This window comes from Thermodesulfobacteriota bacterium (genome assembly GCA_036397855.1).
Taxonomy (GTDB): Bacteria; Desulfobacterota_D; UBA1144; order Nemesobacterales; family CSP1-2; genus DASWID01.
Genome location: DASWID010000078.1, coordinates 1 through 23,431 on the forward strand (window position 1 = coordinate 1; position 23,431 = coordinate 23,431).

Annotated in this window: 18 protein-coding genes; 13 read left to right on the forward strand and 5 right to left on the reverse strand. The window is 41.0% G+C overall.

Translation table 11 applies throughout. The annotated features are described in order from the left end of the window. Positions 1-397 precede the first annotated feature (397 nt). A complete protein-coding gene (locus VGA95_05795; GenBank protein ID HEX9666058.1) occupies positions 398-2,152 on the reverse strand; it encodes a sulfatase-like hydrolase/transferase in 1,755 nt (584 codons plus the stop codon). A gap of 260 nt (positions 2,153-2,412) precedes the next feature. Between VGA95_05795 and VGA95_05800 the strand changes: the two genes are divergently transcribed. Then, positions 2,413-3,324: a tetratricopeptide repeat protein gene (locus VGA95_05800; GenBank protein HEX9666059.1), complete on the forward strand. Its 912-nt coding sequence runs from the start codon at positions 2,413-2,415 to the stop codon at positions 3,322-3,324. A gap of 1,293 nt (positions 3,325-4,617) precedes the next feature. Further along, positions 4,618-5,070 (forward strand): hypothetical protein, encoded by a 453-nt coding sequence (locus VGA95_05805; protein ID HEX9666060.1) that lies wholly within the window; start codon positions 4,618-4,620, stop codon positions 5,068-5,070. Positions 5,071-5,246: 176 nt separating this feature from the next. Here the strand turns inward: VGA95_05805 and VGA95_05810 are convergent, their stop codons facing one another. Continuing rightward, positions 5,247-5,537, reverse strand: a complete 291-nt coding sequence (locus VGA95_05810) for an HU family DNA-binding protein (protein ID HEX9666061.1) — start codon at positions 5,535-5,537, stop codon at positions 5,247-5,249. Between the two features lie 189 nt (positions 5,538-5,726). Between VGA95_05810 and hisD the strand changes: the two genes are divergently transcribed. Both hisD and hisC read left to right on the forward strand, forming a co-directional pair. Further along, the gene (hisD, locus tag VGA95_05815) at positions 5,727-7,016 is read left to right on the forward strand and encodes a histidinol dehydrogenase (GenBank protein HEX9666062.1); all 1,290 of its coding nucleotides are present in this window, start codon (positions 5,727-5,729) and stop codon (positions 7,014-7,016) included. An 87-nt stretch (positions 7,017-7,103) separates the two neighbouring features. Then, a complete protein-coding gene (gene hisC, locus VGA95_05820) occupies positions 7,104-8,486 on the forward strand; it encodes a histidinol-phosphate transaminase (protein ID HEX9666063.1) in 1,383 nt (460 codons plus the stop codon). Here the strand turns inward: hisC and lnt are convergent. Both lnt and lgt read right to left on the reverse strand, forming a co-directional pair. Beyond that, positions 8,454-10,016, reverse strand: coding sequence for an apolipoprotein N-acyltransferase (gene lnt / locus VGA95_05825; protein HEX9666064.1), 1,563 nt, complete (start codon positions 10,014-10,016; stop codon positions 8,454-8,456). The genes hisC and lnt overlap by 33 nt on opposite strands. A gap of 105 nt (positions 10,017-10,121) precedes the next feature. Further along, complete coding sequence (gene lgt, locus VGA95_05830; GenBank protein ID HEX9666065.1) at positions 10,122-10,913, reverse strand: prolipoprotein diacylglyceryl transferase; 792 nt, start codon at positions 10,911-10,913, stop codon at positions 10,122-10,124. A gap of 291 nt (positions 10,914-11,204) precedes the next feature. Between lgt and VGA95_05835 the strand changes: the two genes are divergently transcribed. The 8 genes from VGA95_05835 (at position 11,205) to alaS (ending at position 20,680) form a co-directional block, all read left to right on the forward strand. After that, on the forward strand, positions 11,205-11,801 hold the full coding sequence (locus tag VGA95_05835; GenBank protein ID HEX9666066.1) for an HNH endonuclease: 597 nt from the start codon (positions 11,205-11,207) through the stop codon (positions 11,799-11,801). A gap of 122 nt (positions 11,802-11,923) precedes the next feature. Further along, positions 11,924-13,186, forward strand: a complete 1,263-nt coding sequence (locus VGA95_05840; GenBank protein HEX9666067.1) for a hypothetical protein — start codon at positions 11,924-11,926, stop codon at positions 13,184-13,186. 100 nt (positions 13,187-13,286) lie between these two features. Continuing rightward, positions 13,287-13,826 carry an RNA 2',3'-cyclic phosphodiesterase gene (gene thpR / locus VGA95_05845; protein HEX9666068.1) on the forward strand — a complete coding sequence of 180 codons (540 nt, stop codon included), beginning with the start codon at positions 13,287-13,289 and terminating at the stop codon, positions 13,824-13,826. A 172-nt stretch (positions 13,827-13,998) separates the two neighbouring features. Continuing rightward, positions 13,999-14,313, forward strand: a complete 315-nt coding sequence (gene rplU, locus VGA95_05850) for a 50S ribosomal protein L21 (protein ID HEX9666069.1) — start codon at positions 13,999-14,001, stop codon at positions 14,311-14,313. An 11-nt stretch (positions 14,314-14,324) separates the two neighbouring features. Continuing rightward, on the forward strand, positions 14,325-14,585 hold the full coding sequence (gene rpmA, locus VGA95_05855) for a 50S ribosomal protein L27 (GenBank protein HEX9666070.1): 261 nt from the start codon (positions 14,325-14,327) through the stop codon (positions 14,583-14,585). 393 nt (positions 14,586-14,978) lie between these two features. Further along, positions 14,979-16,208 carry a hypothetical protein gene (locus VGA95_05860; GenBank protein ID HEX9666071.1) on the forward strand — a complete coding sequence of 410 codons (1,230 nt, stop codon included), beginning with the start codon at positions 14,979-14,981 and terminating at the stop codon, positions 16,206-16,208. 757 nt (positions 16,209-16,965) lie between these two features. Next, positions 16,966-18,036, forward strand: a complete 1,071-nt coding sequence (rlmN, locus tag VGA95_05865; GenBank protein ID HEX9666072.1) for a 23S rRNA (adenine(2503)-C(2))-methyltransferase RlmN — start codon at positions 16,966-16,968, stop codon at positions 18,034-18,036. 10 nt (positions 18,037-18,046) lie between these two features. After that, the gene (gene alaS, locus VGA95_05870; protein ID HEX9666073.1) at positions 18,047-20,680 is read left to right on the forward strand and encodes an alanine--tRNA ligase; all 2,634 of its coding nucleotides are present in this window, start codon (positions 18,047-18,049) and stop codon (positions 20,678-20,680) included. A 37-nt stretch (positions 20,681-20,717) separates the two neighbouring features. Here the strand turns inward: alaS and rpoH are convergent, their stop codons facing one another. Beyond that, entirely contained in the window at positions 20,718-21,614 is an 897-nt protein-coding gene (gene rpoH, locus VGA95_05875) for an RNA polymerase sigma factor RpoH (GenBank protein ID HEX9666074.1), read from the reverse strand. A gap of 1,088 nt (positions 21,615-22,702) precedes the next feature. Between rpoH and VGA95_05880 the strand changes: the two genes are divergently transcribed. Then, on the forward strand, positions 22,703-23,431 hold a 729-nt coding region (locus tag VGA95_05880; protein HEX9666075.1), incomplete at its 3' end, for a DUF309 domain-containing protein.

Below are 23,431 nucleotides of genomic sequence, written 5' to 3' on the forward strand. Positions count from 1 at the left end.
TTTCTTTTCGTCTAAATGGATCGATTCTTCGGGTGATAGGTAGGAGATCGCCACAGGGCTTTGCCCTTCGCGATGACAATGTGGTGGATTGCGGCTATTAGCATGGGGTCACACATGGGATTCTACTTATTATATTACAGAATTGACCGTTTCGGAACTAGCCAACTTCTGCTAGATTCCCGACAGGTTATTGGACTGGCTCACCCTTCGACCGGCCCTTCGATTCAACTCAGGACAGGCTCGCTGTGAAGGGTTTTTATACTCTCCTAATTCGATATCATAAGTCCGAACCGTGCATCCTGAGCCAGGTCGAAGTATGATACGCGGGAATGCACCGGGTGGCACCTTTTTCGTATAGAAGAAGGGGTGACCCCATCTTTCAGAAATCCACCATTGCTTATTCAACCAAGGAATTTGAATATTCCAGATAGGGTTGATACTCCATTGCTACGTGCTTTTTTAAAACACCGTCTATGACTTCGACTGAAGTCAGGTCATTCAGTAAAACGACTTTTCTACCCTCGGCGAACAATGAAGTCCCTAACCAACCAAAGGGCTCAGGAATATCTAAAAGGTCAAGTACTGTTGGCGCTAGATCAAGGTGAGAGCCTACTTTTGTTTCAACCTTCGGTGGCAGACTTGTGTGGTATATAAAAAGAGGAACGCATTCAGCAAGACAACCCGGGTCTCTTAATGCGTGTCCAGAGTGGTCTCCATAGATTATTAAAATCGTATTATTCAAGATTTCTGATTCAAGTATTTTATAAAAAAAATGCTGAAGTGCCCTGTCAACTTCGTTCATACTCATTAGATAATCAATTTCTAATTTCGAAAAATCAGTATTCTCAAAGTTGAAGTTCTTCCTGGTTGAATCCGAATAATTCTTAAAGGGCCCGTGGCTTTGATGCATAACTAAGTAAGCGAAAAAAGGCTTCGCCGAATTCTTGATTATCGGAGCAGACTGGTCGAAAAAGTCCAAATCCTTAGAGTACCACCCTGTTGCTTTTCCTGAATAAAAATTAGAGTCATAAAAATGATCAAAGCCTATCTTTGGGTAAGATGACGTTTTATCATGAAACACGAAGGATACACTAGACATTACCATGGATTTATAGCCCCTTTGCTCTAATTCTTCCACTAGAGATTTTATGAGATCGTGCTTTGCTGTATATAGCCCAACCTGATTGGGTAATGGTAGCAGACTGGTCAACATGCTTAAGTCTGCATCTGTCGAGGCGCCTCCGCTGTGCTGTGAAAAGAAATTCTTGAAGTAAACAGATCGATTCTTCAAGCTATGTAAAAATGGCATGATCGGCTTGCCGTTAATCTGGAAATCGACGGCTAGAGAGTCTAATGACTCAGCTTGTATGATAATAACGTTTGCACCCTTAAACCTGGGGATATTATCATTTCTTTTATTTTTTTTATTTATTTTCCCCGGGTAAGGTAGTGGTACGGTTTTGTGAAAAATTCTATATGTAAGGAGTTTTTTATACACTGGAGTTAAGCCAAAATATGAAACCGCTTCAGAACTCCTACCCAGCCAACTGGAATTAGAACCGAAGTAATTTCTGTACCTGTATGTTTGAATTTCATACAGGCCATAATAAATAAGAAGTACAAGCACCAGCATTGAAAATTTTATATAACCCTTGATTTCTCTTGTTTTTGCAAGCCTTAAAAACATATAGGTTAGGGATATGGTGCAGAATAATAAAAGGATTATAAACCACTCCTGAAATCCTAGTAATTGGTTATAAACCAATTTAACTAAAATGGAAAATGCTTCCATGCCCCCCATATTCATGGATTTAAGGAGGGTAATTTGGGGTATGGTACCGAAGTATTTGAAATAAATAAGAATTATTATTAGTGCGATAAAATATGACGAAATATAGATTATTGAATATAGATTTGCCAGCAGTTTATGTATCCGAACCATTGAAAGAGTAATTATGAAAACTAAGGGTGAGAATAAAGAATAAAGCAGTATTCGAAAAATGGCCAAAGGCCAGATAGTAAAATCATTTAGAGTTGCTTTCTGTATCTCAATCATTAATAGTAAATAGGGAATTGAAAAACCAACTACAATAAGAAAAAGAATAAATCCTTTTATAATATCTATTCTGTTTATTTGGTATCTAATATCCATAGATTCTTAAGAAAAAGTTAGGAATTTACAGTTGTTATCTTGACCCCTAATTGCGTGGACGGTATCCTCTAAATATAGGACTCTAACGATACTTACTTTAGCCCACATAATCAATTTACATTCTATAAGATAATTTATGCTATTAAATCTGCAATAAATTTACGTATACTTTCAGGTAACTTAAGTTATTTGTAGATCTTAACAATTAAGTAACGAATTAGCGTTAACATAACGGATTACAGTTATAAGGGGGGTAAGTCATGAGAGTCTTAATTTCTATTTTCTTTTTATGTTATTTTACCCTTTTCGCTTCTGCTCAGGAAGGTTTTATGAGAGACTACATTTCATCCGGAAAACCATTCAAGGTTGTATTTGGGTCTTACGGCTTTACAGATTTTAAGTGGATTGGTAGATGTGATCCCTATATAGCCAATACCCTGTGCGGGAAGACTTACACAGGGAGATACCTTCCTGAAATCCAGGCGTGGGAGTTTAAAACATTTAATGAATTAACGAAGAGAACCGAAATACTGATGTCAAAGGATTTGTCTAGGGGTGATCCAAATAACTATAATTTGATCATTTGGGATGAAGCATTCTCGTTTGATGAAAAGGGTAGGGTATTCCACCCTGGAGATGGAAAGGTTGCAAACCTATACGCGATTGAGTACTCCCCATCAAAGTACTACATTACAGAGTCAAAAAAGGGGCCGATAAATTTTAGAAATGAGGGATATGATCTTATTCTTCGTCAGGAATACGAAAAGGCAATCGATAGTTTAAATAGATCTATAGCGCTAAGCCCCAAATCCCCTCTCTCCTATCACTACAGAGGCTATGCCTATCTGAAAGAAGAGGACTACGATAGGGCAATAATGGACTTCGAAAGATCAATAAGCCTTGACCCAAATCTATCACACGCTTATGCAGGTCTGGCAGTCGCGCAAGTGGAACTCAAGGACTATCTAGGGGCTGTCGGAGCTGCAACAAGGGCTATAATTCTTAACCCAAAAGATGCGTCCAGTTACTACAACAGGGGTCTCGCCCACTATTACCTGAAGGAATATGAGAAAGCCTATAGAGATTTTGATGAAGCCTTAAAGTTGGATCCAACAAATCAAGACGCGAGGACGAACAGAGACCTGCTCTTAAAGAAAATGGGGAAGCAATAACTTTCACGGGAGAAGCGCATCTCAATAAGAAATAAAGAGAGAAGACATTACACTTTCCTTACTTATCAGATTTTTCTCCCTTTTCTTTCCGACAGAAATCCCGAAAGCATTTTTCGTTACAGGCGGTATATTGATCGTCGCACCTGGCTATTGGATCTTCTTGGAGTAGGTGAGCTTAAAGACCAGTTGGTGATTGTCGATATGGCAAGTGACAGTAAGAAGATTTTTTTAGAAACACCCAAGACAGCGCTTAATGACTAGATAAAAAACTCAATTGAATAGTTTCAAGCCCGTGCCATCGATTCAAGTAATCATCTGATTTCTAAGGTAGCAACTTCGGAATCGTAGTTTGCTCGAGTGTTATCCTCTTATATTGATAGCTTCTTAGTAAAGAACCGATATTAAAGTACCCTGAGGCCGTGGATTTGACGGCCTCAGGGCAAACAGGTGGAGAGGATAGGATGGAATTTAGTAATGCGTTATCATATATTTTGCCACTTTCAGATTGATCATGTTTTCAGTACATATTTGTTGCAAGTACCGTACCAAATTTGAATCGATTTTTTGTTTAATTATTAAAGGGAGTTATGTATGAAGATAGGATTCGAAGATAGATCAGTGCAAATATGCACTGTGTAAAATGTGTGATTTTGCACAGTATATTTGGGCTATTTTTTTAAATATTTATCTCAGCTAACATGTTGTCGGGTTTCACTATCAAATTAAACGAAAAATTCTCCCAATATCGAATAATGCGTAAATTTCCAAGACATGTTATGATGAGTTGTCTATTGCGAACTAAATAATAGAAGAGCCCCTAGCTAGGCGCTCACGTTTCTGGAGTAGGTGGCAACCAGGGGTAGGCGAGGGTTGCCTCGGGCTAAAAGATTTGAACAGTGATACATTAACATTATAGCCGTACTTTATCTGGTTTTGGTAAGATATTTAGAAATATTCGCGCCAAGATGCCTCATCTATCCAGCAACACCTTTGAGGAGTCCAATTGACAAAATGCATAATAGCATAAGGACTTGGAGTCATGAGAATTTATGTTATTCAACGAGTCCGATTTTAGCCCTAATAAAATCTCTAATAATCCGTTTTCCGGTAAGAAAATCCGGTTACAGTTTTAATGGATTTCCCAGAAAAATGTATGAAAGACAAATCATATTAACTACTCACAGGAATTGATCGAATTTAATGTAGTCTATGAATTTGTGGCATTTGGGTTCTTGGTGTTATCATATTAAGCAATACTTTTTTCAGCTATATCTTATGATAAAGAATGCGATAATGATAATCTTGCTTATTCTATTGTGTATATCTTCATATCTTTTACTTGGGACCAGGGTTCCTGAACTCATGTTCTGGGCCAAAAATGACAACAAGGGTATCGATGACTTGGGGGAAAGGGCGGGAAATATGGGAGAGACGATCGAAACATTGGGTCCGACGCCCACGGCTGAGGTGTCTGCTGAACCAACTGTCAGGCTTACCCTTGGACCTTCTCGTGCTGCTAACGAAGGAGCAGGTGCAAAAGAAATACATTTACAATATGAACTGATACGTCCTTCGTTTCTAGAAGTCTTAGATACGGGCGGTGATATAGCGGTCGAGATTAATCTCGAAACCGGTGAAACTATTTTCGGTAAGGACTATAATCCCGACGAGGCTTCCAAAGAATTTTGGAAGTCCCTCGCAAAGAACTATCCTGAAGTTTGTATATTAAAACATAACCGGGAATAACCCTCTTTGCATTCAGTTTAATTAGCTGGCTTATTTGGTCTATAGACTAAATTTATCATTTACATATTCAAATAGCCTGGTGCAAATAATAACAATATTTCACTGCTAATTGTTGAATTCAATCACGTGGGCTGATCGATTGATGAAGCGTTTTATCTTTTCCCGGTTTTAGCTTATTACCAGGGTTTTTTCAAGACTGCATCGCTGCAAGATTTGGCAATCCTAAACTTTAATGCCCTTTTTGCTGGAATGTGTATCGTCTCACCGGTTGCAGGGTTTCTTCCCATACGAGCCTTGCGATTTACGACTACAAGTTTTCCAATACCGGGGATAGAAAAAGAGTTCTCTGCCTCCCTACAAGCTATTGTTGCAAGCTCGTTTAATACATCATCGGCTGACTTTTTAGTTATCCCCGTCTTTTGAGCGAGTTCACCGGCTAATTGCGACTTTGTCATTTGCTTTGCCATTATAAGATTTCCTCCTGTAACGCGTTTTTTTGCTATTAGCTCAAGATCTAAATTAGTATCCCATTATCACACGAAATACCGGTCTTTGTCAAGCAACGGAGTGGTTTAAAGTTTCACCTTTATGATTGTCCTAGCTTCTCAAAATATTGTTTTTTTTCTTTTGCTTACTGTGTATAATCCTTAACCATCTTGAGAATAATAAGAATTGAGAAAAAAGATCTAGAGAGAAAAGTAATTGGATTAAGAAGTAAAGAATTGCAGAAGGAATTCAAGCTCCGAACTTCAGTTGATAAAATTGTCAATGATGTTAAAAGAAATGGCGATCGCGCTCTTTTCAAATACACCAAGAAATTTGATGAATTCGTATTATCAGAAAAAAATGTGACGGTCTCGCGGGAGGAGATCGAGCGTGCAAAACGGGCTGTTTCAAAAGAAATTAAATCATATTTGAGGATAGCAGCTAAAAGGATAAGGGAATATCAGAAGAATAGACTTCCCCGCGGAAAGACTTTCACAGATTCTTTAGGAAACAGGCTTGGCTGGGTAATAAGACCGATTGAGAGGGTAGGGATTTACATTCCTGGCGGTAAAGCCTCATATCCATCGACAGTGCTAATGACAGCAATCCCGGCAAGGGTTGCGGGCGTTGAAGAGATACGCCTTGTTACGCCTTGTCCAAAAGGTGTAATAAATTCAGAGGTTCTCTTTGCTGCCTCAATTGCTGGAGTCGATTCTATTTACAAAGTTGGTGGTGCTCAAGCGATTTCGGCTCTTGCTTATGGGACTGAATCGATTCCAAAGGTGGATAAGATAGTAGGTCCAGGAAATATTTATGTTACGATCGCAAAAAAGCTTGTTTTTGGTGATGTTGACATTGATATGATTGCTGGTCCGAGTGAGGTCTTGATAGTTTCAGATGGGTCCCTGCCTGCTGAATGGGTGGCGGCAGACCTATTGGCCCAGGCAGAGCACGATGAATTAGCTGTACCTATACTTGTAACAAACTCAATCCGATTTGCAAATGAAGTCGATCAACAATTGTCAATCAGACTCAAGACACTGACGAGGAAGATAATAGCTAAAAAGGCTATTGACAGACAGGGGAAAATATTTGTCGTTGATACTCTTGAGGATGCTGCAAGAGTAGCAAACGTGATTGCCCCCGAACATTTAGAGCTCTGTGTAAGAAGTCCAAGGTCTATTTTAAAGATGATAAAAAATGCTGGCGCTATATTCTTGGGCAACATGTCGACTGAAGCCTTTGGGGATTATGTCGCCGGTCCAAGCCATGTACTTCCGACGGGTGGTGCTGCCAGATTTTCATCGCCACTGAGTGTTTTCGATTTTTTGAAGATGCCTAGTTTGATATCAATATCGAAGAAGGGTTTTAATAGACTCTGCAATGCAGTGGTGGGTTTAGCAGAAAGTGAGGGTCTCGAGGCTCATGCTATTTCGGTTAAAGTTCGTTGCAAATGTTAACTATTTTGGCTTATAAGATATTGGGTTGATTATCGGCATTTTTAAGTAGGTATAAACTAGACTCGCGATTTTAAGTGGTGACAGGCTTTGGTAATTAGATGCTCATTTTGCGGCGTTTCATCGGAGAAATCACAGACAATCTATGAAAGAAAGGGTTATTCAGTTTGTTCGGATTGCCTTATCTTAGTAAGAGAGATACTGGCTGAATTCTCTAAGGGGGAAGTATTTCAGGGTAGAGGAAGATGCTCATTTTGTGGAGAGGAGCATAGCGGTGAAAGATTGGTTTTTCGGGGTAAAAATGCAAAAATTTGTAATGAGTGCGTAAGGCAGGGAGAAAAAGAGATAAAAGGATTTGACAGTACTGCTGCTGTAAGTTCTAAGAAATCCAGAGGAGAGGACGGCCTAGTTAACTCGAGGGTGAGAAAGGCAATACGCGATCTCTCTCCATACACGGGTCCGGAAATTGAATGTCCGATTAAGCTTGACGGAAATGAAAGCCCATTTACTCTACCGCCCGATGTATTGGATAAGGTGCTGGCGGCGATAACAAAAATTCCCATTAACAGATATCCTGACCCAGGTGCGGTCGGCTTGAGAAGAAAGCTCTCGCAGATAACTGGATTTCCCTTGGAGGGGATCGTATTGGGAAACGGGTCCGACGAGTTAATCGCGATGCTCCTAATAACCTTTTCCGGAGGGAGTGGAAAGGTGCTTGTGCCTATGCCCACATTTTCAATGTTTAAGTTATCCACCGTAGCCCTGGGCTTGGAACCATTAAGCGTGCAGCTTGACCGATATTTTGACATTGACCTCGGGAAAATGTTGAAGGTCTTAAAGTATAATAATCCCGATTTAACCTTTCTTGCGTCTCCTAACAATCCTACAGGCAACAGTTACAGTGAGGACAGGATCGTCGGAATTATAGAGAATTCAAAGGGTGTTGTTGTTATAGACGAGGCTTACACTGACTTCTGTGGTAAATCACACCTACCCCTAATAGATAAATATGAAAATCTTGTAGTTCTCAGGACAATGTCAAAGGTGGGTTTCGCAGGAATCAGACTGGGAATATTATTTGCTAGGAATCATCTAGTAAAAGAGATTAACAAGGTGCGCCTTCCGTATAATATTAATCTATACAGTCAGAGGATAGCGGAGGTAATCCTCGAAAATTTATCCTTTGTTGGTGAAAACATCCAGCTGGTTACGAGGGAAAGGGAGAGGATATTTAAGCAGCTTAAAAAGATACCCGGAATTGAGGCATTCCCGAGCGATGCAAACTTCATACTGATGCGGGTAATCGATGCCGAAGCTGTTCACCAGGAGTTGATAAATAGGGGAATAATTGTCAGAAACTTTAACTCTCCGGGAAGGTTGGAAAACTGCCTACGAGTGACTATTGGCACGCCCGGTGAGAACGATTCATTTATCAGAGCATTAGAAGAGATTGTTTCCCCTCAATTTTCCTGATACTGCATAGCCTATCCAAAAAACAAGACACCCAAGAGGAAATAGGTACCCAATCTTAGTGTAAAGCGTAATGTTGCCATTCAAAATCGCGACCTTTCCCTCCAGATTTGTTTCTTTGAAGATTTCTGTTTTCTCAACAACCCTTCCGACAGGATCGATTATTGCACTGATTCCGGTGTTTGTCGCCCGGATCAAATATCGCCTAGTCTCCACGGATCTGGGTATAGAAAGAAGAAGGTGTTGATAAGGGGCGTAGGTCTTTCCAAACCAAGCATCGTTTGTGATATTGACGATCAGGTTGGCCCCCATTGCTGTGAATTTTCTGCTGAAAGAAGGGAAAATGTCCTCGTAACAGATAAGAGGAGCGATCTTGAGCCCATTCTCCTTTATTTCAAACAACGTGAGGTCATTGCCAGGTATGAAATCACCAGATGCGGGGCTTAATTTTTTTAATGAGGGAAAAATATTTGAAAATGGCAAGTATTCGCCGAAGAGTAAGAGCTTAATCTTATGATATCTGCCAAGTATTTTCCCATTTGAGTCAGTAAGGAATGCAGTATTATAATTTTTTATGCCATTCAACTCCATTACATCAGACAGGTTGTCCTTTATCTCAAACGATAATCCACCTACTATGAAGTAAGTTCCCGGTATATCCGGAACCGCAATACTTCCTCTCTCGATGAGTTCATCTGATGAAGTTGGTATCCATGCTTGTATGGCGGTTTCCGGCCAAATTATCAGGTCTGGCGGGTTCAGCGCTTTAGACATCGACTTGTGTCTCTTGGAAATAATATCTTGGTTAATTTCGTCCTTCTCAAAGAAATCGAAATTGGCCTGCACCAGTCCCACACTTAGCTTTGGGGCCTCTGACATCAATTTATTTTCTGTTTCTACCCTCCAAAATCCATACGACACGGTGAGGGTAATCAGAATAACAGAAATTATAATTTCGTGATAAGGCATTTGATTCTGCTCTTTGATAGATATGTAAGCTCTCATAAGCGTTACATTTAGAAGTACGATTAAAAAACCAACTGCGTAAATACCAAATAAGTCGGACACCTGAATCATTAGGGGGAAACTGGCCTGGGGGTTTGCGATTGTATAGGGAAATAGAAAAGGAAATAGGAATTCAACCGAAGTCCATATTGAGGCTATTGCTAATGCTGAGGATATGCCTCTTTTCGTTAGCAGGTGGAGTTTTATTGTAAGATATGAGAAAATTCCGAACGATAAGCCTGTAAATGCGCTTAGTATTAAGAGAAAGGGTAGGCTAACCGGAAAAGGATAACCCCCGAATCTTGAAAGAGTTCCAATCAGCCAGTAAAAACCCAATGAATTCACTACAGTGCCCGCCCATGTACCGAGTACTAAGGCATTCATAGGACTTTTATCTTTTAGCGCAATAAGAAGTGGAATTAGAAGAAACCAGGAAACGATTCCAGAATATGGAACCATAAATGTGGCTGCGAAGAGCACTCCAGAGATGCTTGAAAGAATAATGTCGATTTTTTTAATATTGGCCATCTCTTCGATTAAAAGATACCTGGATTTATAAATTCAACTGGGGGTATAAATTTAGTTTTAGATAGGGATATAGTATAAATCGTATAAGCTTAGTGTCATCGATAATTATCGCTTTTTTCTCGCGCTCGAGATCTTCGGTGCAGCCTGCGGGTTCAGCGAGTTTATCTGAATGAGCTTAATCGCCCCGACTGCAATCAATACGATAGCCATCACTTGGGCAACAGATAGGTGTGGAATAGGGCTTTGAGTTGTTGATCTGATAAATTCTATGAGAAACCTTTCAAAGCCTGCAAGAATGAAATAGGTTGAAAATAACCATCCGTTGGGGGCTGGCTTTTTCCTGATTTTCCAAATTATAAGGAAAACCACCGTCATCGCGATTACCTCATAGAGCTGAGTCGGATGTACCCTCTCAGTGGTGGGCGGGAGACCTTTTGGGAAAGAAATCGCCCAAGGTAGATTTGATATTATTCCGTAATCGTCTCCGACCAGAAAACAACCTATGCGACCGATTGCGTACGCCAAGGCAAGCGAAGGAGAAATTGCATCTCCAATCATCCAGAAGCTTGTCTTGCTCCTCTTTGCGACAATTAATAATAGTATTACAGCGCCGATAAATCCGCCATAGAAGGTAAGGCCTCCCCTTGAAAATAAGTAACCCAGGGGGTTACCAATGACTTGAGATATTGGAACATTTTCAATTACGTAGAGAATCTTTGCTCCACCAATTCCGCCTATTATTATTGCAAGAAATGCATTGCTTAGGAGTTTCTCGGTAAGACCCTTTCTCTTGAATTCAAATGATGACACCCAGTATGCCACAAGGAAGGCAATGGCAGCCATTAACCCGAATGAAGATATTTCAAAGTTTCCGATTTTAAATAGTTCTGGATACAATCAAGTCACCTGTTTTTCTTTTCTAGATTACTTCTTAGAATTTGAATCCTTTTTTTCAGGTCATTATTTCTTCTCGCCAGATAAAAGATTGATGAAAACAACAACAACCAAAGGAAAATTTGAACAACCAGTATCACAAGCATGCTATTCATAAAGAGTTCTCCCAAAGGATTTGATCAGATTAACTTTAGGCTTAACTAATCTACAGTCAAAGTGAGAAATTCGCAACAGCAGGGCATTGAAGATCGGTCTTGAAGTCATGCTCAAAAGTAGGTAGATTCATTAGCTAATATGCTTACTTCTCCGGTATTGGTTCTCAACCGTTATTTTGTTCCCATCACGATAACCAGCGTCAAAAGGGCTTTTGTAATGCTTTATTGTGGTGTTGCAAAGGCTGTGGGTGGTAATTATGAGACCTTTGATTTTGATTCATGGAGTCAGGTTTCTGCACTCAGGGAAACTGATTGTATTATGACTGTAAGCAGTGTTATAAGGGTGCCGAGGGTGATCATGACTATCAGGTATGATGGTATGTTGAGGAAGGAAGCAAAATTTAACAGAATTAACATATTTAGAAGGGATGGTGGCAGGTGTCAGTATTGCGGCGCCAAATTCTCCCGTTCTGACCTTACGATAGATCATGTGATTCCCAGATCGCTTAATGGAAAAAGTGTCTGGGAAAATGTCGTGTGTTGTTGTATAGAATGCAATCGCAAGAAAGGGGGCAAGACGCCGGAGCAGGTAAGAATGAAGCTTAAAAGCAAACCTAAAAAACCTCTTTGGGATCCTTTTTCCAATATATATATAAGGGCTGTAAGGTATAAGGAATGGGAACCGTTTCTCAGCTTTGTCGATGTTTCTTACTGGAACGTTGAACTGGAAGAGTAATAAGTTCCATTTAATCTAATGTTGTTACTCATCCAGAAGAAATTTCTTGAATATACGATTTGGAGTGAAGGACGTTTAAATAGGTTTCATGTAATTGTGTATTTTATTAATTGGAGGCAGTGATGAGATATAGTGTTACGAGATTAATAGCTATACTTTTTCTTATTTCTTCTAGCCCGATTTATGCTCAGATCATTCTACCCCCGATTCATGGACCAATCGTAGATAAGATATACATATTCATACCAGATCTAAACAGCCTCAGTGGTTCCGATCCAAGGGCGAAAGAGTTCGTCGAGGTTGTTAGGAATGATCTAATAAACACTGGCCTTTTTGATGTGAAGGGGGGTACGCTGATGACCAGTGGTGATCTCATAAATTTCCAACCGTTGTTTGAAGCTGGCGCTGAGGCATTTATCAAGGGCGATTACTCTTCTTCAGGTGGTCGGATAAAGTTTGACTTATCCCTTTATGATGTTGCTGGTGAGAATCGTCTTCTTGCCAGATCTTATGAGGCCAGCACTGGGCGGGTAAGAGAAGCTGCCCATAGGTTTTCAGACGCGGTTATGAAGGAGCTTACGGGATTAGATGGATTTTTTACATCTAGAATAGCTTTTGTGTCTGGGAGTAGAAATAATAGGAACCTTTACGAGATGGATTACGATGGAGAGAACATAAAGCGGCTTACCAATCATGGCGCACTTGTGATGTCTCCAAGTTGTTCTCCCGACGGATCAAAGATAATTTTTAACTCTGATAAGGTATGGGATCAGGACTTATATGTAGTTACTCTGACTCCGAGCGTTTCCGAACAAAGGCTCACACGTGCTTTCAAATTGGAGCAAAGCCCCGAATGGTCTCCCAGTGGGAGAAAAATCGCTTATAGCGCTAATGGGGATATAGTTATTGCCAATCCCGATGGGAGTGGTGCCGTTGATATTACTGGTAACCAGCGTTTTATCGATGTCTCCCCTACTTGGTCGCCCAGTGGGAGGCAAATAGCATTTGTATCCGACCGTGCCGGAACCCCCCAAATCTATGTAATGAATTCAGACGGTAGTAGTGTCAGAAAAGTCTCTTCGGGTGGGTACTCCACTGACCCTTCCTGGTCCCCAAATACGGAAGTCAACAGGATCGCATTTGTGAAGGTTGAGGGCGCTGAGGCCAACATATTTACAGTAAGTCCGGACGGTTCAGATGAGCAAAGACTCACCTGGGCGTCAAGGAGAAATGAAAACCCCACTTGGTCGCCAGACGGGCACTATATTGCGTTCAGTTCAACTAGGGGTGGCCATAAGGATTTATTCATGATGTACTTGAATGGTCAGAATCAGCGTCCTTTGACAAACGGGGGGGACGTTTTATTTCCGACCTGGTGCAAATAGATCAAGATCTGGTTAATCAATGGGATAGATGTTTTATTTTTATTCTGATATTAGTGCCTGGTGTTTTAATCGATTTTTATTAGGGTTCTGGACTAAGAGATTGAGGATCTTTATTGCAGCTCTAATCCCCCCTGAAATTAAACTAGCCATGAAGAGTTATGTGGAATCGATAAAGTCCCATTGGGAAGGGGTTAAATGGGAGAGCTACGAGAAATTTCATGTAACGCTTAAATTTTTAGGTGAAGTAGATGAGTCGAAATTAAGTGATGTTGAAAAATCTTTGAGAGCGGGCGTTCAGGGAGTCTCCCCTTTCGAAATGGCGATTAAAGGTTTCGGCGGTTTTCCAAGTCTGAGAAGGCCGAGGGTCCTTGTTATAGATTTGTATAATAATGATGACCTATTGAAATTTCAACTTGAGTTGGAAGAAAGACTCGAAGGTATTGGATTTGCCAGGGAAAATCGTAAATTTAAATCTCATATAACAGTCGGAAGAATCAAAGGATATTCAAGTGTACGAGGTTCTTTCCCAGGCCCAACCCCCCTTTCATTCAAGATATCGGAAATTGCCATAATGAGGAGCATACTCCATAACAAGGGGTCCGAGCATACTGGACTTTCTATTTTTTCATTGAATGAATAGATCTTTATTTACGTATGCAGAAGGCGTTTGGAAATTAATCTGTAAAATATGCTAAATTAGTTTATTAAGAAATCGGTATTTCTCATGAAAACGCTTCGTGATTTATCGATTTCATTTGACAATGGACTAAAAATTAGGAACAAATTATGGGTTAGAATTGGGAGGGTTATAAATGCAGGCTATTATCAAAACTGGCGGGAAGCAGTATAAGGTCAGCCCTGGTCAGATAGTGAATGTTGAGAAACTTACTGGAAATGTTGGCGATAAGGTTGAGTTTGATAAGGTGCTTTTTGTTTCAGATGAAAGCGGGAAAACAAAAGTTGGGACTCCTTTTGTTAAGGATTCCAAAGTAACGGGAAAGATTCTCGGCGGTGTTAAGGGTGAAAAAATTATAGTTTTCAAATTTAGAAGAAGAAAGGGATACAGAAGAAAAACGGGTCATCGTCAAAAGTTTACGTCGGTTGAAATAACTGAGATCGAAGGCTAGGAGGGAATTTTATGGCTACTAAAAAAGGAGGGGGCAGTACAAGAAACGGAAGGGATAGCGTAGGGAGGAGGTTGGGCGTGAAGAGGTTTGGAGGGGAATTTGTTAGGGCTGGTAACATACTTGCAAGACAGAGGGGAACCAGCTTTCATGCCGGTGCAAATGTAGGTACCGGTCGGGACTTCACGCTGTTTGCCCTGATCGATGGGAAGGTCAAGTTTGAAAGATTTGGAAAGGAAAGAAAAAAGATAAGCGTTGAACCTGTCGTGCCGTAATTTTTTTAGATTTATTCTTATAACTACTCAAGAGTTGTTATTTCATGTTAGTTTTTTCTTTTAAAATCCATTACCTTTTCCCACTTTTTATTAGGTCTACCTGATCGATTTCTTTGCAGGTTTTTATAATAAAACGTGAGAGTTATATAGTGACCGTGATACCTGTTGGTAATTATCAAGATTCGTGGGTAATTCCCAAAAACCCCTTTTCTTGTAGATCAAGCTTCGGTAGTTCTTTACTAGATTAAATTTTCTTTGTATTATGAAGAATTATTTTATGTATTCAGTTGAGAAATTAGTCTTGAGAATGTCTGAAATTAACTGCACAATTTTAAAGGGCAAAATAACAAATTGTCAATCTGACTTGATTTTCCTACTGGGAGACTTATAGATTTGTCTAAAAGGAAATTGGTCATTTCAGCTACTAAGGGTTTGGTTTTATTAACAATAATTATATTAATAATATCCGCGGTATTATCAGTATTTAACTCTTATTTATACACAAAGAGATTTGAGAAGCTCGAGATTAAGGAAATAAAAGCACTATTTGAAAACGAGATTGATTTTTCTCGTGTAGCGAGAAATCTGTTACAAAGCAGGAGCGAAGTTGCCTACGTGAAGCTTAAGAACGAAAGTGGTGGTCTGGAAGAGAGTTTTGGTACTGAAAACGGAGAAGGAATTAATGATATCGAAATTAATACCCAGGAAAATAAGATAATAGTGGTTGGTTTAAGAAGGGCTCTTGACAAAGATTTAATCATTTCCAATGCGGTCTGGAGTATTTTAGTTGGGGTTGGACTCGTACTTATATTCCTCTTGCTATTTATTCAATTTTCTTCTGATCAGAGTCAAAATCTTGAAAGGCTAATATCGGCGATGAAGCGTGTTTCTCCAGACAATCTTGACATGAAATTGGCAATAAATGAATCGATTCAAGACGACGTTGCTATGATAAGGGCTTATGACAGTTTTAATCAAATGATCAACAGGCTAAAAAGAAAAGGAAAGGCACCTGAAGCTGAAGAATCTATTAATTTTGAGCCTAAGGTTTTGATATCAGAGACCGAAGAAAATTCGAATTTGAGAGCTGTGACAGCTTTAGTAACCAAGATTTCTAATTTTGCGAATCTATTAACACAAATCGATTCGGTGGAATTTACAAACTTCTTGACAGAGTACAGAAAGACTGCTTCCTCAATTGTCTCCGATTACGATGGAACTATTGAAGCATTACTGCAGGAAGAAATCGTGGCTCTCTTCAACGCACCAGACGAGCAAGATAACCCCGAGCTGAGGGCTGTCTGCGCTGCTGTTGAGGTTCTTCAAGTACTTGCCAACATGAATAAGAAGAGGAAAGCGGAGGGTAAAGATCCTATTAGTGGTAAGGTTGGAATTGCCGTAAGGCCAATTCAGTTTTATAACCAGGCCGGTGTTCCACAGGGAGTCAAGGAAGTCATTTCAGAAGCCAGGATGTTGAGTGGTAACGCCCCACTTTGGAAGGTAATCGTTTCAGAAGGTGTTTATGGTACCATAAAGGATCATGTCGAAGTAAAGGAAATCCCTTGGGGAAATCAACAGTTATATTCAATAGTGTCCGTCGAAGAGGGAATAATTAACGTTTAACTCGCGAATTCTCGGTATGTCGGTTGATAGGGGGTGTCCGCTCTCCCTACTCTTGTAGGGACTGATTTCCACATCAGTCCTTGTGTCTGGGAGGAGGCGCTACCTTGGTTTTTTAAAGTACGAAAAATGCCGTGATTTCCCTGAGGCTCGCTGCACCGTCATTCATCGACTATCTGTCATTTATTTTTCACTTTCTTTGTCTTGATACAAAGAAACAAAAATCAAGGCTGTCCAAAAATTAGCTAAAAATCATACGCTCCGACTGAAAAATTTAATCCGACCACAACCCGCAAATTTTCCTTAACGTCTCCGCTTCTGATTTTCTTAACGCAATTTTTGGAATGCCAATGACACTGCAAACTTCAGTGTCGTCATGGCGAAATTTGCCCTTCGATTTACCCGTGATAAACTCCGAGGTTGAAGCAATCTCTTTTTCTTCGTGTGTTGGGTTCCTTCACCCCACGCAGCAACTGAACAGACTCTGTGTGTTTATCTGCTGATATCCTGCAGCGTGCTGCGGGGCTATTCGTTCAATTGGGACTCTTTGAATATTACATGTCATAGAGCGATTTGTGATCTGATTGAACCTGATTATTTTCAATGATTCTCTCTAGTTATACAATTAATCTTTGAACCCTCTCATTTTCAATGTTAACATTTTGTTTAGTTAGCGAATTCCCTGCAGCTTGCTGCAGTGTTATTCATTAACCTACGATAGATGTAGGATTTTTGTTTAAGCGTTGGCGAGTATATCAATATGAACAAAATTAATATAAAAAACCTTTGTCCAGAAGAGCTGGAAGACTTGGTAAGTAGCTTCGGTGAAGAGCCCTACCGTGCCCGTCAGATCGGAAAATGGATATACAGGAAAGACGCTGATTCATTTGACCAAATGACTGATCTACCTAGGCGCTTTATAGAGACTCTAAATGATTCTTTTTTGTTGCAACAATCGCTTGTTCCTTTAGATGAGAGGTTATCTTCCGACGGAACCAAAAAATATCTTTTCCAGCTATCCGATGGGAAGAAGATAGAAAGCGTTCTAATTCCGGAAAAGAGCAGATATACCCTTTGCATTTCTACTCAAGTGGGATGCGGCTTGGGTTGCACATTCTGCCTTACCGGGAGGGTTGGTAAGATAAGAGATCTCAAAGCTTCAGAGATAATTGATCAGTACCTCTTGGTTAACAAATTTAATTCTCGTTGTATTACCAATGTGGTATTCATGGGGATGGGGGAGCCTCTCGATAACCTTGGAAATACGGTGAGGGCCATAAAAACATTCACTCATGAGGATTTTGTCGGAATATCACCAAAGAAGATAACCGTGTCAACTTCGGGACTGGCTCCTCAGATCAGAGAGCTCGGAAAGCAAATCTCTGTTAATCTATCCGTGTCGCTTAATGCCCCTTTGGACGAGCTCAGGAATAAAATTATGCCCATAAACAGAAGATATCCGATTGCAGCACTAATTAACGCTAGTAGAGATTTCCCCGTGCCCAATAGAAAGACCCTGACTTTCGAGTATGTCCTTATTAAAGGGCTGAATGATTCTGATGAGATTGCGACGACACTTGGAGAGCTTCTAAAAGGGATAAGGTGTAAGGTAAATCTTATACCATTTAATGAGGCTTTTCCCCTGCCGTATGAAACACCGAGTAGCGAAAGAGTATTCAGTTTTCAAGACATATTGATTTCTTATGGTATAAACGCAAGAATTAGAAAGAATCGTGGACGTGATATACTCGGGGCTTGCGGGCAGCTTGCGGCAGACTATCCGACTGCAAAAGACCGGACAAAACAAAAAATTAGACAGAGAATGAATTGATTATAAGCCCATGAAAGGCTCAGAAATAAGAAAACAATTTTTAGAATATTTTGTGGGCAAAGGCCACAGGATCGTGAAGAGTTCGTCTTTGATACCAAAGAACGATCCCACACTCCTTTTTACAAATGCGGGGATGGTTCAGTTTAAGGATGTTTACTTGGGAGTGGATAAAAGGGACTATAAAAGGGCTACATCTGCCCAAAAATGCCTGAGGGCGGGTGGTAAGCATAGCGATCTCGAAAATGTGGGATACACTGCAAGACACCATACCTTCTTTGAGATGCTTGGCAATTTTTCGTTCGGTGATTATTTCAAGAATGAAGCGATAGATTTCGCATGGGAATTAATCACAGAGATTTATAAGTTACCAACGGACAGGCTGTGGGCTACTGTGTATGAGGAAGACGATGAAGCGTATGATATCTGGAATAAAAAGATCGGGCTAAGTTCCGACAGAATAGTGCGTCTAGGGGAAAAGGATAATTTCTGGGCTATGGGTGAGACTGGCCCATGTGGTCCGTGCTCTGAAATAGTAATCGACCAGGGCGAAAGCCTTGGTTGTGGTAAAGAGGATTGTAGAGTGGGGTGTGATTGTGACCGCTATTTAGAACTATGGAATCTTGTATTCATGCAGTATGTCAGGGATTCATCGGGAAAACTAACTAGCCTTCCTAATCCTAGTATCGATACAGGGATGGGACTCGAAAGAATCACCGCTATCATTCAAGGTGTAAAAAGCAATTATGATACAGATCTCTTACGTGGAATAATTCGGGATATTGAGGAGATAGTTGGGAAATCTTACCGGGTAGATCCTCCGACAGATATATCGATGCGTGTCATTGCAGACCATGCACGAGCTGTAACATTCTTGATTTCAGACGGGGTTCTCCCTTTAAACGAAGGACGAGGATATGTGCTCCGGAGGATTCTGAGGAGAGCCGTTCGTCATGCAAGAATGCTAGACATTAAAGAGCCTTTTCTCTATAAATTGGCTAATCGGGTAAAGGACATCATGAAAGATTCTTATCCGGAGATTGAAGAAAGAATAGGTCTTGTTGAAGAGGTAGTGAGAAACGAAGAGGTGAGATTTTTAGAGACAATCGACAGGGGTCTTGATCTGTTGAACAGTGAGGTTCAAAAGAGGAGTAAGCAGAAGATACTGCCTGGAAACGTTGTGTTTAAGCTCTATGATACATACGGTTTTCCGGTTGACTTAACCGAGGATATAGCCAAGGAGCATGGCCTTGAAATCGACAGTGCAGGTTTTGAGAAGGAGATGGAGAAGCAAAAGAAACAGTCCCGGCTGGCTTGGAAGGGTCCTGGCGAGGAAGAGCTTACCCCTGTATATAAGGAGTTTGTGGCCGGTGGGCTCAGTGTAATTTTCACCGGGTACGAGAAGACTACGGACACCGGAAGGATTACGGCCATAATTAGTAATGGAGGACTCGTTGATAGCATTAACGCGGGGGAGAGTGGAGAGCTGATAACAGACACAACTCCCTTTTACGGAGAATCCGGTGGGCAGGTAGGGGATAAGGGGATAATTAATAGTGATTCAGGGAGTGCCAATGTTCTCGATACAGTAAAACCTTTCTTTAACCTCATCGTGCATCATATAGTTGTCAAGAAAGGAACCTTATGGGTTGGTGACAAGGTGGAGCTAAGTGTTGATAACCGCCTCAGATATGGGGCAAAGACACATCATACAACTACGCATATGTTGCACGCTGTTTTGAGGGAATTACTGGGATCACATGTCAGACAGGCTGGGTCACTGGTTGCACCTGAAAGGTTAAGATTTGATTTTACACATTTTTCTCCGATAGATGAGGATACAATCCGGAGAATCGAGGATACGATAAACGATAGGATCCGATGGGATGATGAGGTTACTATTCAAACTGATGTTCCCTATGATGAGGCAATTGCTCGTGGCGCGACTGCGATATTTGAAGAAAAATACGGAGACAGGGTCAGGGTCGTAACTATCGGTGATTATAGTAACGAGCTTTGCGGAGGCACTCATCTTCACACATCTGGAGAGGTTGGACTCTTCAAAATATTGCATGAGACTTCATCGTCTGCGGGGATTAGGAGGATAGAGGCTGTTGCAGGGGAATCAGGATGGAAGTTTATAAGAAAACAGGAAGAAACACTTAACGAGGCTTCTGATCTCCTAAGGGTTCCTAAATCCGATTTGATTCCAAGGTTAAAAAAGATCATAGAGGAAAACATTAGCATTAAAGATGAAGTAAAGCTATATAAAAGCAAGATGATAAGCAGCAAAGTGGGGGAACTTCTTGAAAGGGTGGAAAAAATAAACGGCATAAATGTTCTCTCTGCTGAGATTCCCGGAGAAGGTCCGGAGGACTTGAGAAAGGTTTGGGATGATATTAGGGCAAAATTCAAAAACGGTATTGCTGCCTTGGGGTGCAGGAGTGATGGGAAGGCGTATATTCTAATAGGTGTTACAAAGGAATTGATTGATAAATACCATGCGGGAAAAATTGTTAAGGAGCTTGCCAGTATAATTGGAGGAGGCGGTGGTGGAAGGGCTGACATGGCCCAGGCTGGGGGCAATATGCCTGATAATTTAAACGTTGTATTACGTAAGTTTTATGACATTGTTTCCGGTAAATAAGGGATTGGTTTGCTGTTGAGGAACAGTGAGTGACAGACTATTTAGTTACGCCCTTCTTTTCCAGAATAGTTTTAATCTTTTGTAACGCAGAACTCTCAATCTGTCTTACCCTTTCCCTTGAAATGTTGAGTTCTGATCCCAGTTCCTCGAGCGTTAGGGGATTTTCCGAAAGGATTCTACTTTTTATTATATATCTTTCCCTATCTTTCAAGGAATCCATAGCGATATCAAGACCGCTTCTGAGATTTTCCTCCTCCTCATTCTTGGAAATCAGGTCTTCTTGATTTGTCAGGTCATCCACTAGAAAATCTAGGTGCGTAGATTCGTTGTTTGCTGTCAGCTCAGCATCTAGCGACAGGTCTTTTGTACCAATTCTCTGGTCCATCTCAACTACTGCTTCATCCGATACGCCTAGTTCTTCTGCGAGGTTTTTGTATTCGTCTGGACTGAGGATTTCTTCAGTATAATCCATTTTTTGTTTTGTCGAGCGAAGCTTATAGAAGAGCTTTCTCTGCGCCTGGTTGGTTCCAATCTTGACCAGACTCCAGGACTTGATAACGAAGTTCTGGATATAGGCCCTTATCCACCAGACGGCATATGAGATGAGTCGATAACCCTTGGTCGGGTCGAACCCTTTTACGGCATGCATCAGCCCGATGTTCCCCTCCTGGATCAGATCCATCGGGTTTAATCCATAGTTTTTATAGGTGTTTGCTATTCGCACAACAAATTTGAGATTTGAGGTAATGAGTTTCCTCGCGGCTTCAAGATCGCCGTACTTTTTATAACGAATCGCAAGCTCATATTCTTCTTCTCGACTGATGATGGGGTAGTTGCTTAACTCCGCAAGATATCGCTCTAAAGAGGTTGTATGAGCGGGAAGTGACTTTTTTAAATTTTCCTTTTCTTTGATATCTTCGTTAACTTCGGCCATGTTTTCCCGGTCGACTGCCTTTTGTTATAAAGCAACTAATTATAACCGAGTTTAGTAGAACTCCATAATCTTTGCGTAGCAACAAATACCCTTCGAACACACCTGCAAAGGCCTTGCCAGCGACACTCATCGGCTGTCAGATCGTGCGAACGGGGACCGGTAACCCACTTCCCCCTTTTAGGGGGAAGACTAAGAAGGGGGTGTTTGCTTTAAATGTAGCGGACATCTATTTTCTCTTTTCGACTATACTGAGGCCTCACGGCCGATTAGCTCGCACCGCGATTTCGTGACCCCCCCCAACGAATCAATGTATGAAATTATAAACAAACGCGATCACACCGAGCCCTGAGCATGTCCTGAGTTCATCGAAGGGTCTAGTCGAAGGGTCGAAGTGTGAACAAAGGTAGTATCATCCTTCGATCCCCTCGCGTATGCTCAGGACTAGGCCGTCCAAAAATTTAGCGAAAATCCTCCTTAATCCTCCTTTACAAAAGGAGGAAACCAAGTAAGGACGCAGCTTCTGAGAATTAGCGCTCCACCTCTGATCCTCCCCTTTTACAACGGGGAGTTAGAGGGGATTTTTAACGTCTCCGTTTCTGATTTTCTTAACGCAATTCTTGGAATGCCAGTCAGACTGTAAACCTCTGTCCCGGCATTGATGACAGGCAGTCACACGTCATTCCCGCGGATTACCCGATAGAGGCATTCGAGTACAAGCGTAAGCGGGAATCCAGGCTTGCTCCCATTCCGCCTTTGCGAGGAGTGTTATCCCGAAGCAATCTCCTCTTTTCTTACCTTTCTTGGACTCTTTGTCCCATTCGGGTCACGCGTCCCGTCGATTGGACTCAGGGCGGGGTTTCCCCTAACGTTTGATCACGTCACCCCATGGGTAGGCAACGAGTCTTGCTCGTTGCACAATAACCGGCCGGAGAGCAGGTACATAGGTTTATCCATGCGGGGTTGGAAAACCCCGCCTATCTCAGGGCGGGCCCTTCGACTTTGCCTCAGGACATGCTTGCTCGTGACAAAAAAGATTGGCACAAAACCTTTACCTCAGCTAACATGCTCAAGTAAAACATGGTATTCAAATGAAGAAAAGAAGCAAAACAGAAGTTGAAATACGAAATATCCTAAGTGAGATACTTTTGCATTCACTAAGGAGTAGGACAAAGGTCAATATTCTCAATTTGATCATTAAATATTGCGGTAAGGCAAGTGACCACACCATTGATAGAATTTACTTGAAAGACTTACTTGAAAAGAAGGCGAATTCGGATTGGGTTGGATTCAATTGGAAGCACCTTTCTAAAGACGATCACTTAAAGAGTCTATTTGTCTTTAGTTCCGGAGACTCGCTGAAGTTAAAAAGCAGATACGTTAAATACCAGACATTCATTTGTCGAAAAACAAAGGCTTATCTGAAATTTTTATCTCGTGTGAAATCAAGGACTGAAAGGTTTGAGGACAAACTTCAGGATAGAGTGAAGGTTGCGGTGATGCTGTTTAATAACGGATTTTTCTTTGAGTGCCATGAGTATCTTGAGAAGATTTGGTTAAAAGAGAAGGGTAGGGAGAAGTCTTTCCTTAAGGGTCTGATACATGCCTGTGTCGCCTTCTACCATCTCGAGTATGAAAATATCAAAGGCACGGTAAACTATCTCAAAAGGAGCTATTCAAGATTAAAAGAATTCGAGCCAGGCTTTCTAGGGATAGATGTAGGACGTTTCCTTTCAGATATTGATAAAGTTTTAAAGGTTTTTGAAGTATCCAAGCCAAAATATATCAACGTTGCAATTCCCAAGATCAGATCGCCAGAT